Annotated in this window: 12 protein-coding genes; all 12 read left to right on the top strand. The window is 48.2% G+C overall.

The features are described from left to right. Positions 1–31: 31 nt before the first annotated feature. The 12 genes from F3I09_RS24710 (at position 32) to F3I09_RS24655 (ending at position 18,082) form a co-directional block, all read left to right on the top strand. Positions 32–577, top strand: coding sequence for an RNA polymerase sigma factor (locus F3I09_RS24710; protein ID WP_149697732.1), 546 nt, complete (start codon positions 32–34; stop codon positions 575–577). A 73-nt stretch (positions 578–650) separates the two neighbouring features. Continuing rightward, positions 651–1,859 (top strand): FecR family protein, encoded by a 1,209-nt coding sequence (locus tag F3I09_RS24705; protein WP_149697731.1) that lies wholly within the window; start codon positions 651–653, stop codon positions 1,857–1,859. A 316-nt stretch (positions 1,860–2,175) separates the two neighbouring features. Further along, positions 2,176–5,607: a TonB-dependent receptor gene (locus F3I09_RS24700; protein ID WP_223233374.1), complete on the top strand. Its 3,432-nt coding sequence runs from the start codon at positions 2,176–2,178 to the stop codon at positions 5,605–5,607. Between the two features lie 32 nt (positions 5,608–5,639). Continuing rightward, positions 5,640–7,316 carry a RagB/SusD family nutrient uptake outer membrane protein gene (locus F3I09_RS24695; RefSeq protein ID WP_149697730.1) on the top strand — a complete coding sequence of 559 codons (1,677 nt, stop codon included), beginning with the start codon at positions 5,640–5,642 and terminating at the stop codon, positions 7,314–7,316. Positions 7,317–7,491: 175 nt separating this feature from the next. Then, the gene (locus tag F3I09_RS24690; protein WP_149697729.1) at positions 7,492–9,600 is read left to right on the top strand and encodes a discoidin domain-containing protein; all 2,109 of its coding nucleotides are present in this window, start codon (positions 7,492–7,494) and stop codon (positions 9,598–9,600) included. A gap of 367 nt (positions 9,601–9,967) precedes the next feature. After that, positions 9,968–12,277, top strand: a complete 2,310-nt coding sequence (locus tag F3I09_RS34475) for a phage tail sheath subtilisin-like domain-containing protein (RefSeq protein WP_149697728.1) — start codon at positions 9,968–9,970, stop codon at positions 12,275–12,277. A gap of 12 nt (positions 12,278–12,289) precedes the next feature. Then, positions 12,290–12,796, top strand: a complete 507-nt coding sequence (locus F3I09_RS24680) for a phage tail protein (protein WP_149697727.1) — start codon at positions 12,290–12,292, stop codon at positions 12,794–12,796. 23 nt (positions 12,797–12,819) lie between these two features. Beyond that, positions 12,820–13,602 carry a hypothetical protein gene (locus F3I09_RS24675; protein WP_149697726.1) on the top strand — a complete coding sequence of 261 codons (783 nt, stop codon included), beginning with the start codon at positions 12,820–12,822 and terminating at the stop codon, positions 13,600–13,602. Then, entirely contained in the window at positions 13,599–14,471 is an 873-nt protein-coding gene (locus F3I09_RS24670; protein ID WP_149697725.1) for a hypothetical protein, read from the top strand. Before F3I09_RS24675 ends, F3I09_RS24670 begins: the two co-directional genes overlap by 4 nt. Positions 14,472–14,473: 2 nt before the next feature. After that, positions 14,474–15,715: a DUF4255 domain-containing protein gene (locus F3I09_RS24665; RefSeq protein ID WP_149697724.1), complete on the top strand. Its 1,242-nt coding sequence runs from the start codon at positions 14,474–14,476 to the stop codon at positions 15,713–15,715. Positions 15,716–15,742: 27 nt separating this feature from the next. Beyond that, a complete protein-coding gene (locus F3I09_RS24660) occupies positions 15,743–17,842 on the top strand; it encodes an ATP-binding protein (RefSeq protein WP_149697723.1) in 2,100 nt (699 codons plus the stop codon). Between the two features lie 3 nt (positions 17,843–17,845). Then, positions 17,846–18,082 (top strand): hypothetical protein, encoded by a 237-nt coding sequence (locus tag F3I09_RS24655; protein ID WP_149697722.1) that lies wholly within the window; start codon positions 17,846–17,848, stop codon positions 18,080–18,082. The last annotated feature ends 2 nt before the right edge of the window (positions 18,083–18,084 follow it).

Here is an 18,084-nt window from a genome sequence, read left to right as displayed (position 1 = left end):
CCGCTATACCGACCATACACTACTTCTCCGGATGGCAGCCGGAGAGGAGGAGGCATTTAACCAGCTTTTTAATAAGTATTGGGATAAGGTATATTCTACAGCTTTAGTACTGACAAAGTCAAACCAGATAGCTGAGGACATTGCCCAGGAGGTATTTCTCCGTATGTGGCAAAACCGTCATAAAACAGATATTATTGATAACCTGGAAGGCTTCTTATTTATTACAGCCCGTAACCTGATCTATAATAAGCTGAGTCGGTTAAAGCTGGAAGTGGCTTATACGAACTATATACAGCATCACTTTACCTTGTCCGGACCAGATACGGAAACACAGGCAGAGTTCCGGCAGTTGAAGACTATCCTGGAGGAAGGGATGCGGCAGCTTCCCCCGCAACAGCAGAAAGCGTTCCGCTTAAGCCGGGAAAACGGCCTCAATCATGAAGAGATCAGCCTTCAGATGGGGGTAAGCCGCGCAACTGTCAAAGATTATATCGTAAGGGCCATCGCCTTTTTAAGGAAATACCTCCAGGACCATGCCCTGGAGGTATTTCTATTGATTCTCTCCAATTTTAAATAATTTTTTTCTTCCGGCACTTCCTTTTGCACCCTTCGGCTGTCTTTAACAGTAGAAGGGTAAACTTATTCATTGCATGACACAGGAAGAATTAAGAGGACTGATAGAGAAATATCTGACGGAAGACCTGTCACAGCAGGAATTTCAGCTGTTATGGTCGGCGTTGGAGGAGCCAGCGAATAAAGAAGTATGGATGGAAATGACCAGGAGTGTATGGGAGAATCCCATGTACCATGGCCTTTCCGACGATCATATTAAAGAAAAAGCACTGGACAGGCTGCGGCCATTATTGACACAAGAGGCACTTTCCCCAACGATTCCAGACAAAAAAGCCCTTGTTGTGAGATGGTTGGCGCGTGGAGGCGCCTGGTGGGCCGCAGCGGTCTTTGTGGTTATGTGTAGTGCAGGTGCTTATCTGCTCTTTTTTAATCAGAAACAGCAGCAACCGTCAACTAATACGGGTAGTATCGCTACTAAAAGTGATGTGGCTCCGGGTAGCAACAAAGCGCTTTTAACCTTAAGTGACGGTTCAACAGTGGCATTGGACAGCGCCGGTAATCAGCTGATCCGGCAGGGAGCAACTACCATCCGGCAGCGTAACGGCCTGTTGCAGTATAAGACGCAGGGCGCGGAATCGGGGACTACATATAATACATTGACAACACCCAGGGGAGGACAATTTAGGATCGTATTACCCGATGGTACCAAAGTCTGGCTGAATGCGGCATCTTCTATCAGATATCCCATCGCCTTTACACAAAACGAAAGGAGGGTGAAGATAACGGGAGAGGTCTATTTTGAAGTAGCCCCCAACGTTGCAAAACCATTCATGGTCGATGTGAACAGCTCAACAGAAATAGAAGTACTGGGCACTCATTTTAATGTTAACGCCTATAAAGATGAAGCAGCCATCAATACCACCCTACTGGAAGGCAAGGTAAGAGTGAATACAAACCAGCAGCCGGGCGTCATATTAAAACCAGGTCAGCAGGCCAGTTTGAGCACAAATGGGACATTACAGGTGTTTAAAGATATAGATACTGCACAGGTCATTGCCTGGAAAGAAGGCTGGTTCCAGTTCCATCTGGCCAATCTGCCGGAAGTAATGCGCCAGGTTTCACGCTGGTATGATGTAGAAGTAAATTACAAAGGGAATATTACTGATGCCGTATTTGAGGGAAGGATACAAAGGGACCTCACTTTAGCGCAGATGCTTAAGATTCTTGAAAAGTATCATGTGCGTTTCCACGTTGAAGGAAAAACAATCACCGTATTACCTGGTTGAACGATCCCTTAAACGTATTCATCGTTGCCGTTATACCCACTCATTATGAAAAAGGCAAGGAGGTTGCACCAGACTGTCATATGTCATTGTGCCCATATTGTTTAACAACACTAAAAACGTAATTATCGATAAGTAACAACTAGCCAAAATCAATGTCCGTCTGTTAAAGCCGGAACCCGATCGCCATCGGGCCCGGCAAAGGGCAAAAACTGTTCTGTAAACCAATTTTATCACCCAATTCCAAGTTATGAATTTAACAGCTCTATGCCAAAATAGTGTTGGCGTGCCGGGACTATTAACTAAATTTTTCAGAGTTATGAAAATAACCACATTCTTGCTGCTGGCAAGTTTCATGTGTGTAAGCGGGGAGGGGATTTCACAAACGATCACCATTTCAGCCAGGAATGTACCGCTCATAAAGATCTTTAAGATGATTGAGCAACAGGCAGGATATGGTGTTTTCTACGATGTACACATTTTAAAAGATGCCAAACCGGTGTCCATTGATATGAAGAACGCACCTGTTGAGAAAGTGCTGCAGGAGGCGTTGAAAAGCCAGCCTTTTGATTATTCCATAGAGGATAAAACAATTATCATCAGCCGTAAATTTCCTCCACAGCAATCCCTGCCATCATCGGCAGCTCCACCTGATACTGTTATCGCCAGTCTTACGGGAGTAGTGACCGACACTGCGGGTACTCCATTGCCTGGGGCTACAGTAATGGTAAAAGGTACCAAACAGGGGGCCGTTACCAATAACGAAGGGGAATTTAACATCAAATCTGTCAGCAGGGATGCCGTGCTTATTATCAATTTCGTTGGCTACAGGTCCCGTGAAATACCCGCGGAAGGCCGTTCCAGGCTCAGCGTACGGCTGGAAACAGACCTTCAGGCACTAAGTGATGTGGTGGTGGTGGGATATGGTTCCCAGAAGAAGGAAAACCTCACCGGGGCGATAGCTACCGTAAGTGCCAAAGAACTGGAAAGCCGTCCTCTGGTGAATCTGGCCCAGGGTCTTCAGGGTTTGATCCCCAACCTGAACATCAACCTGAACAATGGCAAGCCCGGCACCGGCGCCAATTTCAATATCAGGGGTATTACGTCCATCAATTCAGGTAACGAGAACCTGGGCGGTCCCCTGGTAATGGTAGATGGTGTGCAGATGGACCCAAACCTGATCAACCCAGGAGATGTAGAGACAGTTACCGTACTAAAAGACGCTGCCTCCGCGGCAATTTATGGTAGCCGGGGCGCTTATGGCGTGATACTGATCACAACAAAAAGCGGGAAAAAGAACGGCGCGCTTAGTCTGACCTATTCCGGAGCTTATACGCTGACCCGTCCTACCCGTTTACCAAAATATCTCAACTCAGTAGACTATATCAGCATGCACCGTGAAGCAGACAGGAATGGTCAGATCTCAGGTGGTTCCACCGCTTCTTTTCCCTTCACTGAAACGGATTCTATTATGGCGGCGAAGTATTTTGCAGATCCTGTAAACAATCCGTCCGGATATCCTGATCCGGGAAATCCTTCCAAATACCGCTACGTGGGCAATACTGACTGGGTAAATGTATTATACCCCGACTGGACGGGACAACAGCAACATAATCTGTCCGTTTCCGGCGGCTCGGAGAAAAGTTCATTCATTGGGTCAATGGGATACTTTGATCAGAAAGGGTTATTGAAAGGAAGTAATGAAGATTATCAGCGTATCAATCCAAGTTTGAGGGTTACTACGGAAGCTACTCCATGGTTGAACCTAAGCCTGAAAACAACCCTGAACCATGTTTCCAGCGATGCGCCTAATGCGCCTACTAACGGTAATTCCAATAGCTATATCCAGGGCGATTCGAGGCCTAATATGCCCGTTTTCAATCCGGGTGGTCAGGACTATGCCGGACAGGGTAGCTGGACGAATCCTGTTGCGGTAATGGCGCAGAACGGCCGGGATAAGCTGAGTGCAAATGATCTCTGGCTCACCGGAGGCGCTGTGCTCACACCTGTGAAGAATGTAACGCTGAACGCCGACTACACCTACAACAGCTATTCCGGTTTCGAACAAAAAGTTCAAAAGCAGTTCCCTGAATATGGCGTCAATCACGTCTTCCTGAATTATTATCCATGGACATATCCGGATGCCACAACAGAGATCAGCTACAATAACAACTATAATGTATTGAACCTGTTTGCCAACTATGAGAATACGTTTAACAAGTCACATTATTTTAAACTTATCGTTGGTTACAACCAGGAACACAGGCATATCAAAACCGTTAATGTCAGAGCGCAGAACCTGATAGATCCCGGTACGCCGTCTGTCGGGTTAAATGACGATCCTAAACCAGGTGTCGGCAGCGATGAATTCGAATGGGCATTGAACGGGCTATTGTACAGGATGAACTATATCTTCAAAAACAAATACCTGCTGGAAGTAGATGGCCGTTATGATGGTAGCTCCTCTTTCCCACGCGGTAAAAGATTTGTATGGTCCCCTTCTGTTTCTGTAGGCTGGCGCATTTCTGAAGAAGGGTTCTTCCTGCCGGCGAAATCAGTGATCAGTGACCTGAAACTGAGGGCTTCCTACGGACAGCTTCCTAACCAGCTGTTCAATCCTGCAAGTCCTACAGATGCCAGCGTATATCCTTATATCGCTTTGTCGCCTACCGGCAAGTCCAACTACATTTTTGGCTCTCAGCAGAGTATTTATGTAGGTACGCCAGGACTGGTGAGTGGAAGTTTCACCTGGGAAAAAGTGACTACTAAAGATATCGGCATCGATTATTCACTGCTCAATGAACGGCTGAATGGTAGTTTTGACTGGTATATCAGGGATACAAAAGATATGCTGGTAGGTGGCCAGCCATTACCGGCAGTATTGGGTGTAACCCCACCTTTAAAGAACGCAGCTAACCTGCGGACGAAAGGCTGGGAATTAAGCCTGACCTGGAGGGATAAGATCGGTAAAGAGTTTAAATACTCCGTAAGAGTAGGGGTGTCTGATTATACGTCTACAATCACCAAATATGATCTGAACCCTAATAAATTGTTCAACAATTTGTACGTAGGCCAGAAATTCGGTGAAATATGGGGTTTTGAGACAGAAGGGTTTTTTAAAACAGATGCTGAAGGGCAAGCGGCTGATCAGTCCCAGTTGAGTACAGTAACACAGCTGGCGGGCGACATAAAGTATAAAGACCTGAATAAGGATGGCAAAATAAGTTATGGCGACAATACAGTCTCCAATCCCGGCGATCAGAAAGTGATCGGTAACCGTACGCCCCGTTACCAGTATGGAGTAACCCTGACAGCACAATACAAACACTTTGACCTGACCATATTTGCACAAGGCGTGGCAAAGCGTGACATCATGCCAAATGATAATGCATTCTTTGGTTTCTATTCCGAGTGGAGCGTACCATTCGTATACATGAAAGATCACTGGACGCCTGAGAATACCAATGCTTATTTTCCTCGTCTGAGATTTGGCGGCGGCAGTAACTTTCAGACACAGACCAAATACCTGCAGAGTGCTGCTTATTGCCGGTTAAAGAATCTTTCTATCGGGTATACGATCCCTGAAGATGTCATCAGGGTAACTAAGATAAGGAACCTGCGGGTGTACGTAACCGGGCAGAACTTGTTTGAAATTACAAGCCTGTTCAAAGCTTACGATCCTGAGATAATCGGATTCGGAACCTATCCATTGAGCCGTGCGGTTTCATTTGGTATACAGGTAGGCTTATAACACAGGGATCTCTAAGTACTAAATGCATTATTATGAAAAACAAACGCTTCTCTAATTATATCATCGTCGTTACTGTGCTACTTCTGGCAGCCTGTAACAAACAGCTTGATCTTTATCCGAAGGATGCATTGAGCGAACCGACGTTCTTCAAGAATGCCAATGATCTTAAACTGTATTGCAACCAGTTTTATCAGAACTTACCCGTTCAAAACTCTTTCTGGTCAGAAAAGAACTCTGATAACCAGGTGCCGCTTGATGCAGATGATTTTCTGTATGGTTCATACGTAGTACCTGTCAGCGGTGGTGGATGGGATTGGTCGCAGATAAGGGGCTGTAACTATTTCCTGCAGCGCTATCAGCGGGCTAACGCTGATGAAGCTACAAAGAATAAATATGTTGCCGAGATCCGTTTTTTCAGGGCCTTATTCTACTGGCAGAAGGTGAAAGCTTTTGGTGATGTGCCCTGGTTGAATACCGATCTGACGGACACATCTACCGCCTCGTTATACGGATCCAGGATGCCGCATAAACAGGTGATGGATGCTGTATTGGCCGATCTGAATTTTGCGGTAACAAATCTCCCCGACCTGAATGCCGTGGATGCCGGACGATTACATAAATATGCAGCCTATTCCCTGATGTCGCGTATTTGTTTATGGGAAGGTACTTTCAGGAAGTACCACGGACTCGGTGATGAAACAGCTTATCTGAATGCAGCAGTAACAGCTTCTGAGGCGGTTATGAACTCAGGTAACTATGATATCTATTCAACCGGCAACCCGGCCACAGACTACTATAATCTATTCATTCAGGAAGATCTCAGTAAGAATAGAGAAGCTATCCTGCCGGCCATATACATCCAGAATGTGTTGACCCAAAACCTGACAAGGGAGCTTGGGGAAAGCTCCACAGGATTCAGTAAGAATTTTGTCCGCTCTTTCCTTTGTAAAGATGGTTTGCCAACTGCATTAAGTCCATTGTACAAAGGAGATGATTCGTTGGAAGCGGAGGCAACTAATAGAGATCCCCGTTTCAGGCAGCTGATTGCCACAAGAGGATTTGTATTGCTGAACAATGCAGATGGTACCAAAAACATATTTAAACTGCCACAAATAGGTACTGCAACAGCGCCAACGGGTTATATGATCATTAAAGCACTGTCGCCCGACCCTGCGCAATGGAACGCCGGACAGTCCACCCTGGATCTGTTTATTTTCCGATATGCAGAGATATTGCTGAATGAAGCAGAGGCGAAAGCCGAGCTGGGGCAGTGTACGCAAACTGTGCTGGATAATACCATCAACAAAATACGAGACAGGGTTGGCATGGCGCATATGGCTATTGCCAGCCTGGTAAAAGACCCGGCATCTGACTTCCCAGCCCTGCCGGTGCTGATAGATGAGATTCGCCGGGAAAGAAGGATAGAGCTGGCAGCGGATGGTTTCCGTTTTGATGATATCATACGCTGGAAAGCAGGTGAGCTCATTCAGAACCCTGAAACTATCCTGGGGATGAAACTGACGCCTGCTGTAAGGGCGCAATATCCGGCCAGCCAGGTAAGCGGGGTACAGGTAGATGCCAACAATTATATAAGGTTGTATACAAGTATCACTTCCCGTGTATGGAAAGATAAAATGTATTTGTATCCTATCCCTACGCAGGAGTTGACGCTGAATCAGAACTTATTGCCACAAAACCCCGGCTGGTAGTAAATTATACCAGTTCCTGCGGGCGGGGTAGGTAGGAGGTACCATTCCGCCCGCAGGTACCTTTGAGAAAAGATTTCATGCCATATAATTATTAAAAAGGTGATGCAGTAACTTATGCCAGAGAGCTGGTACAATAGGTCTCAATTATTCATGCAAATTAAAATGAACGTTATCGATGAAAAAAGTCTTTCTATTGCTGGTGCTATTAGGTGTACAGGGACATGCGTTAGGACAATCCGCTCCTAAACCCTATGGCGCGCTGCCAACAGATGCCCAGTTAAAATGGCACGAAATGGAGATGTACTGCCTGATCCATTTCGGTGTCAATACCTACCTGGATCATGAATGGGGATATGGGGATGAAGATCCCGGGCTGGTCAATCCTACACAGTTTGATGCAAAACAGATCGTAGGTGCTGCCAAAGCCGGCGGTTTTAAAGGTATTATCGTAGTGGCCAAACACCACGATGGTTTATGCCTTTGGCCTACGAAAACAACGCCCCACAACATATCCAAAAGCAAGTGGAAAAATGGCAAAGGAGACATCCTGAAAGAGTATCAGCTGGCCTGCGAACAGCTCGGACTAAAGTATGGACTCTATTGCTCACCCTGGGACAGGAATAATCCAGGATATGGCAAACCCGAATACCTGGAGATCTATCGTAACCAGTTGAGAGAATTATACAGCAATTATGGACCATTGTTCACCTCCTGGCATGACGGCGCCAATGGCGGCAGCGGCTATTATGGAGGTGCGAATGAAACGAGGAATATTGACCGTACTACCTACTACGATTGGGACGGTACCTGGGCCATTACCAGGAAAATGCAGCCGGACGCAGTATTGTTTGGCGATGTAGGACCTGACGTACGTTGGGTCGGCAACGAAGAAGGACATGCCGGTAAAACCTGCTGGGCCACTTATACACCACAGGCGCCCGACCCGGGAAGAAAGCCTGCTAATGGTTACGCCAAAACAGAACTGGCAACTGAAGGTACACGCAATGGCCTGTATTGGATGCCGGCGGAATGTGATGTGCCCTTAAGGCCGGGATGGTTCTATCACGCTTCTCAGAACCCACAGGTGAAAACCCCATCAGAGTTACTGGACCTCTATTATGAAAGTGTGGGCCGTGGCGCGGGTCTGGATCTGGGACTTTCCCCCGATCAGCGGGGCCTTTTGAATTCCACTGACGTAGTTTCCCTGAAAGGATTCGGTCAGCTGCTGCGCCAGACCTTTGCAGTAAATCTGGCAAAAGGCGCACAATTAAAAGCCAGTAATATTCGCGGGAATAATAAGGCCAGCTTTGGTCCGCAGTTCCTGTTGGACAACGATCGGTATTCATACTGGGCTACGGATGATAGCGTAACAACTCCCACACTGGAGTTCAACCTGGGCACGCTGAAAACATTCAATGTGATCCGCCTCCGTGAGAATATTAAACTGGGTCAGCGTATAGATGCAGTTGCCATAGATGTTTTTGAAAAAGGGGAATGGCAGGAAATTGCCACTGCCACCAGTATCGGGGCCAACAGGCTGATACGCCTGGAAAAAAATATCACGACAGATAAAGTAAGGTTACGTATAACAGGTGCGCCGGTATGTGTTGCATTGAGCGATTTCGGTCTTTATAGAGAACCCGTGCACATCAAAGCACCTGTTATCAGCAGAGATAAGTCCGGCATGGTGACTATTGCGTCAGATACATCCCAACTGCCTGTTTATTATACACTGGATGGAACAGAACCCTCTGCTAAGTCTCCTGTATACAAGGGGCCGTTTTTATTTGCTGATGGAGGAACCATCAAAGCAAGGATCCTGGGTAAACAAATAGCAGGAGATGTCAGCACCAGGATATTCGGCATTGGTAAAAAGGGATGGAAAGTAGTGGAAGCGCCGGAAGGCAGCCATGCAGATAATGTTATTGATGAAGATGAAAGCACGAACTGGAGTACGCTGACTCCGGAACTGTCCGGTAAACTGCCGGTTGATGTGACAATAGATATGGGTGCGCAAAGATCTATCAAAGCTTTCACCTACCTCCCCAGACAGGATAAAAAGAATGAAGGATTGATAGGCCATTATGCTTTCTACATCAGCAACAATGGTAAAGACTGGGGAAAGGCCAGGGAAGGAGATTTTCATAACATTGAAGCTAACCCCGTTCAGCAGTTAGTTTTACTACCCAAAGCGCTGCATGCACGGTATTTCAGATTTTCAGCTTTGCATATTAATACAGGAAAAGGTGTTTCTGTAGCTGAATTAGGTATCATTTCAAAATGATCTTGTCTTTCAATAAAAATAGGGACCGGATATAACGGTCCCTATTTTTATTTTATTTTAACTTTTTAAATCTATATATTTGATCGTCCTATAAACTGACTACAATTCCCCCGACAGGAAATACTGATAGAGAGAGCTAAGAAAATAAGAAAAGCTGTAATAAGGCCATTAACCCCCAAAAGCAATGCCATGACATTTAATTTGTTTTCTGACAAACATATCTATGACCCTTAAGAGGTAGATCCATAGATAGGGCTATCCATTTCCAATCTTTGCTAGTAATTCTCGCAGACGAAAATCCAGTATCCTGAAGTGACAATTTCAGGTATAGGGAAAGCTATTCTCTCTTCATAAACCTTTAAACATTATGCCAGTACAAACCAGTTATCCGGGCGTTTATGTACAGGAAGTACCCAGTGGCGTGCGTACCATCGTAGGCGTCAGTACGGCCGTTGCCGTATTTATAGGCCGTACAAAAAAAGGCCCCTTGAAGACGCCTGTGTTATGTTTAAGTTTCAGTGACTTTGAACGTACGTTTTCATCCGATTACGCGGGCAGCGAGTTGTCGCGGGCAGTACGCCTCTTCTTCCTGAACGGCGGCAGCCAATGTTATGTCATGCGTATAGCTGATGGTGCAGCCCAGTCAGATGCTGATCTTAATAACTCAGGCGGTACGCCGGTACTCCGGCTGACGGCAAAATCAGCGGGCCTGATAGGCGATACTATCCGTGCGGAAGTATCCTATAATACTCCTTTTCCTGAATCTACCTTCAACCTCACTGTTTTCCGCTGGGTGACTAACAGTGGTGGTCAAACGGTAAAAGCAGATCAGGAAGTTCTGCAGAACCTGAGCATGAACCCCAGCGATCCGCGTTATGTACAAACTTATGTGAGCCAGAATTCCGCACTTGTAGATGCTGCCATCATAGGTGGAGCGCCAACAGCAGGTTATTCGCAATCAGGCAGGCCAATAAGAGCTGCAGATGCGGATTACCGGACTGCTATGATCGGTATACTCGCTACTGGTAAAGCATTCCGTATAAATGTTAATAATACAGGTTTTGTCAATGTAAACCTGTCAGGTGTAGATCTTGGCGCCGGTGTTACTGCTGCAAATATTATCGGAGACATAGAACAGATTATCAATGACACGCTGCCATTGGGAGCATCCGTTACAGTGAGCAATGTGGATGGTCCTGGTACAGGCCTCAATAATACTTTCCTGATCCGCATCACCGGCGCCGGTAATACCGATGTACGTATTGAACCCGCCGCCAACAATGATGTGGCACGCACCCTGATGTTAGGTACTGCACAGGGCGGACTGGAAGTGTCTGCCTATGCAGCTGCCCGTCCGGCGCCCAATGGGCTTGTGTTCGATCTTGCAGACCTGGTCACCTTCTCTGAAAAAGAGCAAACAGCTTTTAATACTATTACTGTCAGCGGCACAGCTATCAGTCTGGGTACCAGCCTGAGAACAGTACTCGTTGCAGGATCACTGATGCATCAGGATAACTTCCCGGCCAGTGTTACAGGTCATCATGATGGCGTACGCGAAAAATGGGCTATCATAGCTAATGCGGTGAATGAACAACAGATCACCAACCCTGCTTTCCGCTGGACTGCCCAGGTATGGGGTAGCCGCCTGGCCCTTATAGCAGGAGATGGCAGTGATAGCAGTATTGGCACCGTTGCATCTTCCGGTGCCGACGGCTTTGACATCAGCCCTTTGTTCCAGACGCCTAATGTTCGTTATTACAATCTTAGTGGCGGTGCTGATGGTAATGCGCCTACCTTATTACAATATAGTGAGGCCTTCCTGAAACTGGATAAAGAAGTAGATCTTTTCAACCTTATGATCCTGCCCCGTGACGCTGATCACAGTGTCAGCATGGTAGAAAGCCTCTGGGGACCTGCCAGCGTATTCTGTCAGCAACGCCGCGCTTTCCTGATCATGGATGCGCCGGAACAATGGGGCACCGTACAGCAGGCTACCGATCCCGCCAACGGAGTGAATAAGCTGCGTATCGGACTGGTAAAAGATCATAGTGCGATCTTCCATCCCCGCCTGACCATCCGTGAGAATGGCCTGAATGTACAAACAGGGCCCAGTGGCGCTATTGCAGGCCTGATGGCCCGGACAGACGGAAGCCGCGGCGTATGGAAAGCGCCTGCAGGAACAGAAGCAGATATCCGTGGTATCACAGGACTGGAGCAGCGCTTCAACGATAATGAGAATGGCGTGCTCAATAAACGCGCTATCAACACGATTCGCATATTCCCCAATGGTATTGTTAACTGGGGCGCCCGTACTATGGATGGTGATGATGATTTCGGCAGCGAATGGAAATACATCCCTGTACGCCGTACTGCGCTTTTCATTGAAGAAAGCCTCTACCGTGGCCTGAAATGGGTGGTGTTTGAACCCAATGATGAGCCACTCTGGGGACAAATCCGCCTGAACGCAGGTGCTTTTATGCACGGACTGTTCCGCCAGGGGGCTTTCCAGGGACAGAAGCGCGACGACGCCTACTTTGTAAAGTGCGACCGTGAAACAACTACACAGAATGATATCAATCTGGGTATTGTCAATATATGGGTAGGATTTGCGCCGTTAAAACCCGCAGAGTTTGTAGTCCTTTATCTCCAGCAGATGGCTGGTCAAATTCAAGTTTAAAAACTATTTATCATGGCAGGTAATCAATTTGTGGTAAACTCCTATCGCTTTGATCCATATAAGAATTTCAAATTCCGCGTTCGCTGGGATGGTAAGGTTGTAGCAGGCATCAGTAAGGTAAGCGCGTTAAAGCAATCTACAGAACCAGTATCCCACCGCGAAGGGGGAGATCCCAGTACGCCCAGGGTAACCCCTGCTGTCTGGAAGTTTGAGCCGATCACACTCGAACGGGGTGTTACACACGATCCCGAATTCGAGAACTGGGCTAAACTGGTGTGGAATGTAGAAGGAGATGTAGCCATCTCACTGAAGAACTTCCGTAAAGACATTACGATAGAATTGCTGAACGAGCAGGGGCAGGTAGCCAAGGCGTATAAGATATACCGTTGCTGGGTATCTTCCTACCAGGCACTTCCTGAACTGGATGCCAACGCCAATGCGGTGGCTATTGAAAGCATGGTGCTGCAGAATGAAGGTTGGGAACGTGACATGGAAGTACCGGAACCTACACAAACCTGATGTATACGCTTAAAGCATAACGGATGTTGATGTATCCTTTTGAATTGCAGTTTACGCCGGGACACCGGCAGGTGCTACTGGTTGAACTTTGCGGCCAGGACGAACTGAAAGTAGTTGGCTACGGCACCGCTGATGCAATACACCTGCTCAATGGAATGATCGGCCGGGAGCAATCCCTACAGGCAGGTGCAATTGCCACGGCAGACAGGGACCGTTTGCTGGCCGCTGTTTACAGGCAGACCTATGGGGCCAGGATCGAGAGTACGATACATTGCCGTTACTGCAATGCGCTTTTTGATGTTGTTTTTTCGCTGGATGATCTGTTGCTGCATACACAGCCTGAAACGGATAAAAGCACATTGATACAAACAGCGGAAGGATGGTATCAGACGGCAGAAGGACATAGCTTTCGCCTGCCGACCGGCGATGATGAGCTGGCGGTGTCAGGGCTTCCGGTTGACGAAGCTGTGCAGATGTTGTTAGCCCGCTGTACAGCAACAGGCACTATCTCTGGCAATACAACAGGTGTACAGCATGCGATGGAAAAAGTCGCTCCCTTGCTCCAGAAAGAAATGTTGGCGCACTGCCCGGAATGCAGTAAGGAACAGCAGGTCTCTTTTGATATGCAGTCCTTCCTGCTGGCAAGGTTGAAGCATGATCAGCGAATGGTAACGCTGGAAGTGCATCAACTGGCGATGGCATACCATTGGTCGCACCAGGAAATACTGCGTTTACCCCGGAGTTTGCGCCGTACCTATGCTGCTTTTATTGAGGCAGCAACAGATACTCAACCCGTATTCAAATGAACAATTATTTGTCACAGATTGCCGTAAGAGCCAGTGGAGGAACACAGCCCCATTCACTTACGCCTGTACAAAGGCCGCAGGGTCTGTTCACACCCCGGCAGATGGATACAGGCAATGATATGGCTGGGCCATTAGTGCCATCGGTAGCTGCATCTCCCGTAAAGCCGGAGATGGGAGAACGGCTGCTACCTGAGCAACCATTGCCTTTACAACAGCAGATACAGAGAGATGTACCTGAACAGCAGGAGAAAACACACAACCGGATGCTTTATCTGGAGCGGTTCCTGGAAAGGTCAACAGCGAATGTGCAGACAAACAGCAACTACACTGTTATTGCCAATACTCCTTTAGTTGCTAAACCGCCGGTGATGAATAGCATGCCTGCAACGATTGGAGAAACAACAGGGAATACCGGGAGGAGGAGCGACATAATTCAACCTGTGGTAATGCCACAACAGCTGCCCGGTCCTGAGGTAATGCCAAAACAACAGCCGGGGCCTGAAAAGCCTTCGCAGATCTTTGCTGTGCGGCCGGGCACTCCGGAGAAAGAGGTGAAGCAACATATACAGCCGGCAACACAGCAAACGGATACGGCTGTGACCGTGCAACCTCCGGCTTTTGTAACGGCACTGCGGCAGCCTATTACGGCACTGGCGCCCCGTGGCAATGCGGAAACTCCCGTGCCCCAGGCAAAGAAGGCCGCACTGCCGAAAGTAACAATCGGCCGTATTACAGTAGAAGTTGTGCCACCTCCGGCCGTACCTGTGCAAACAGTACCACGTAACAGACAACGCAGTCCAGGCAGCCCCATACCGGCGCCCGGCAGCGATGAAATACATAAACTCAGTTTTGGATTTGGTCAATTATAATTATGGCTGTATTCGATTTAGGATATGTAACACAACAGGTGATAAAAGTGATCAGGGCCGCCTTTGTGCCCCCGGTATGGACTGCAGGGCTGCCGCCTGAAGTGCGGCCCGATCCTCCGGCTAAAGTGACCAGTGAAGGCCTGAGCTTTTACCTGTATCATCTACAGGAAAACACACACTACAAGAACCTGCCGGCGCCGGGCAAAGATCAGCCTGCAGTAAAGTATGTGCCTATGGCCCTGAGTCTCTTTTATCAGCTCAGTGCCAACAGTATATTGGAAGATGGTACTGCTGCCTATAATGAACAACTGATGATGAGCATTGCAATAAAAGCACTACATGATCATCCTGAAATAAATGATGGAAATGGGAATAGGTTCAGGATCACATTACAACCTGTAAAAGAAACAGAGTCAGTGCACTACTGGACCGCCGGTTCTGCTCCACTGAAACTGTCCGCCTATTATGAAGTATCTGTGATACTGCTGGAACCGGAAGAGACTACTTCTTATACCGGCAGGGTACTGACTTATGGCACCTATCTGTTTACGGAACGCACACCCCGTATTACGGCTTGTCAGAACACGATCTCGTTTACTATTCCCGGCGAGATCACGCCCCGCCAGGTAACAGTGCAACCTGCACAAGCTGCACCAGGTATGCAGATCGAATTAACAGGTACCGGCTTTAACGGGGATGGTATTGAACTTGTACTGGTGAATACCCGCTGGAAGGAACGCGTCATAGCAGATGCTCCCTGGAATGTTCTGCTGGAAGCCGGAGGCAGCCGTATCACCGCGACAGTACAGGAGACCGCCGTCTTACAACAGACTGCCGTAATAGTTCCCGTACTCCCGGGTATTTATGCTGCCGGTGTAACAGTCATCCGCAAACGTAGTGTTCCCACAGGGGGCATACGTGAGTTCAGAGATACATCTAACCAGTTCCCTTTTACAGTTTCGCCACGTATAGACACCGTTACAGGGCCTGTGGCGAATGTGGTGACGGTGACTGGTTATCTCTTTCAGCACGCAGAGCTGCCTGAGGAAGATGTGGCTGTCTACATAGGAGAGCAGCGCCTGAACAGGGATACGGGAGGTGGATTTAACGCCGGTGAATTCCGGGTAATAGCTCCGGGGACAATGGAGCTGAATCTGCCCGCTGGTCTTACAGCGGGTACCCACCCGCTGAGGATACTGGTGGCCGGCGCAGAATCGCCACCGCGATGGATCACCGTTCTTTAATTATAAACTGAATAATCAGCATATAAAGTGAAAGATCTGACAGGATATATAATGAGCCGCGAACAGCTGCCGGAAAATGGAATAACAGTCAGGGATCCCATGCCCGAACTGGTATTGCAACGGGTACGGCTGTATGCAAGAAAACGCATTGGCTGGCTCCGTAAGATCTGGCAGGAGACCGCTGATAATAGCAGCAACAACGCTGAGTTTACTTATCACACGGAAGTGGACGGATACCTGAGCAATGCTGATACGCCGGCAGCAGAATCTGCATGGCAGGCTTCAGAACCGCTGGTGCAGGTATGGGAACAGGCATTGACAGATGTGGAAGTAGCTATGGCTACCCAACCATCCTCCCGTTTAAATATGCTGGCTGATATATGCTGCCTCACAACCGCTGAAATGGATGTGTTGCAGGCCTGCCTGGCCATTGCTATTGAGCCGAATCTGGGTAGGGTATACGCCTACCTGCAGGACCATAGCGCAAGAGGCTATGTTACCATGGAGCTGGTGGCCCGCCTGTTTGGTCATGGCCGCTGTCTGCCACTCAGTGCTGCATCTCCGCTGAAGGTCTGGGGACTGATAATTGAGCGGGAAACAGGAAGGGGAGAACCGCCCTTACTGGAATGTGATGCCTTCATTAAAAACTGGCTGCTGGGACTGGATGCGCTGGATGAAACGCTGACAGGCATTGCGCGCCTGCAGCCTTATCAGGCACCGTTGTCTGCCTGGCCGGTAAAAGAAACGATCCAATTCATTGACAATATAACAGGTACCGCCCAGCCGGTACGTATCATCATCGCAGGTGCAGAAGGCAGTGGCCGGCGAAGTTTTGCTGCCTGTGTATGCCGGCAGCTGGGCCTGGAGCTTTTAACGATAGACGCCGGCAGGATCCCGGAAAGCAGCTGGCAACAGGTGTTTATGTATGCCCAAAGACAGGCGTTCCTGGACGGTTATGCATTGGCCTGGTACGGGAGTGTGATGCAGGAACGTTATTGGCCTCCGCATATACCCGTGTGCAGCATACAGTTTGTGATCGCTGAGGTAGACGAGTTTTTGCAGCCGGCAGAAAATATGGTAGATCACAGGATCGAGCTGCCGCCGGTTTTACCGGACGAATGCAAACTGCTGTGGTTACGCCTGATCCCTGCTGCGGCAACATGGCCACAACAGGAACTGACAGATATGATACACCGCAGGCGGAGCACCATCGGACAAATAGTAACAGTTGCCGCTAAAAATGTGAACAGTGTTGCCGCCGCTTCAGAAGAACTAAACGCCAGTTTCCGTGGCCGCCTGGGTAACCTGGCGCAGCATGTCAGTGGTTCCTTTGACTGGAATGACCTGGTAGTACCTCCATGGTTGCAACATAATCTGGAAGACTTCACTTTCGAGGCTGGAGAACGGGTATTGTTATGGGAACGACCCGAGGTACAGCGACTTTTTCCAAGAGGAAAAGGGTTGGTGGCCTTGTTCACCGGCTCACCGGGCACCGGCAAGACCATGGCGGCGCAGGTTGTAGCGACAGCATTACAGCTGGACCTTTTCCGTATAGACCTTTCTTCCATTGTCAGCAAATATATCGGCGAAACATCGAAGAATATAGAACGCATTCTGAACCGTGCAGAACGTATGGATGTAGTGCTGTTGTTTGACGAGGCGGATGCCCTGTTTGGCAAACGAACAGATATAAAAGATGCACATGACCGCTTTGCAAATACAGATACCAATTATCTGTTGCAGGCCATAGAACAGTATCCCGGTATAGCCATTCTGGCCACTAACAAAAAGGCGAATATAGATACCGGTTTTACCCGCCGTCTGCGTTATGTGCTGGAATTCCCAAAGCCAGATGTTCAGATGCGCTTGCAGTTATGGCGTAAGCTCATAGCCGCACTAGCAGGAACAGCACACGCTGCCCTCCTGGACAAAGACCTGGAGAATCTGGCGGAAGCACTGGAGATCACTGGTGCGCAGATCAAGTCTGCTATTCTTTCTGCGATGTTCATTGCACGGAGAGAGAATACACCCGTCACAATGCAACATTTGCTGCGTGGCATTGAAAGGGAATTGATAAAAGAAGGACGGGGATTAGGTAAACAGGTAAATGATTTTCTTAAACGTTAAAAAATGATACAGATCGATGAACTGCTCATACGTATGCCAGGCTTGAATGAAGAAGAAGGCAGGCGCCTGGCTGAAATGGTCGCCGAATACCTGGGCGCTCATCTGCCGGAAGGTATCAGTGAGCAGCACATCAGTACACTCAATGTGCAGATGCAGCTGCACAGTAAAATGGAACGTGATGCAATGTCAGTCGCCATTGCTGAACAGATCCTGCAACAACTGAAAGTAACTATACGCTAAGA

It is taken from the genome of Chitinophaga sp. CF418, assembly GCF_900142925.1.
In the GTDB taxonomy this organism is placed as follows: Bacteria; Bacteroidota; Bacteroidia; order Chitinophagales; family Chitinophagaceae; genus Chitinophaga.
Note: the sequence above shows the minus strand (reverse complement) of the source record. Positions and strands in the feature narration are given on the sequence as shown.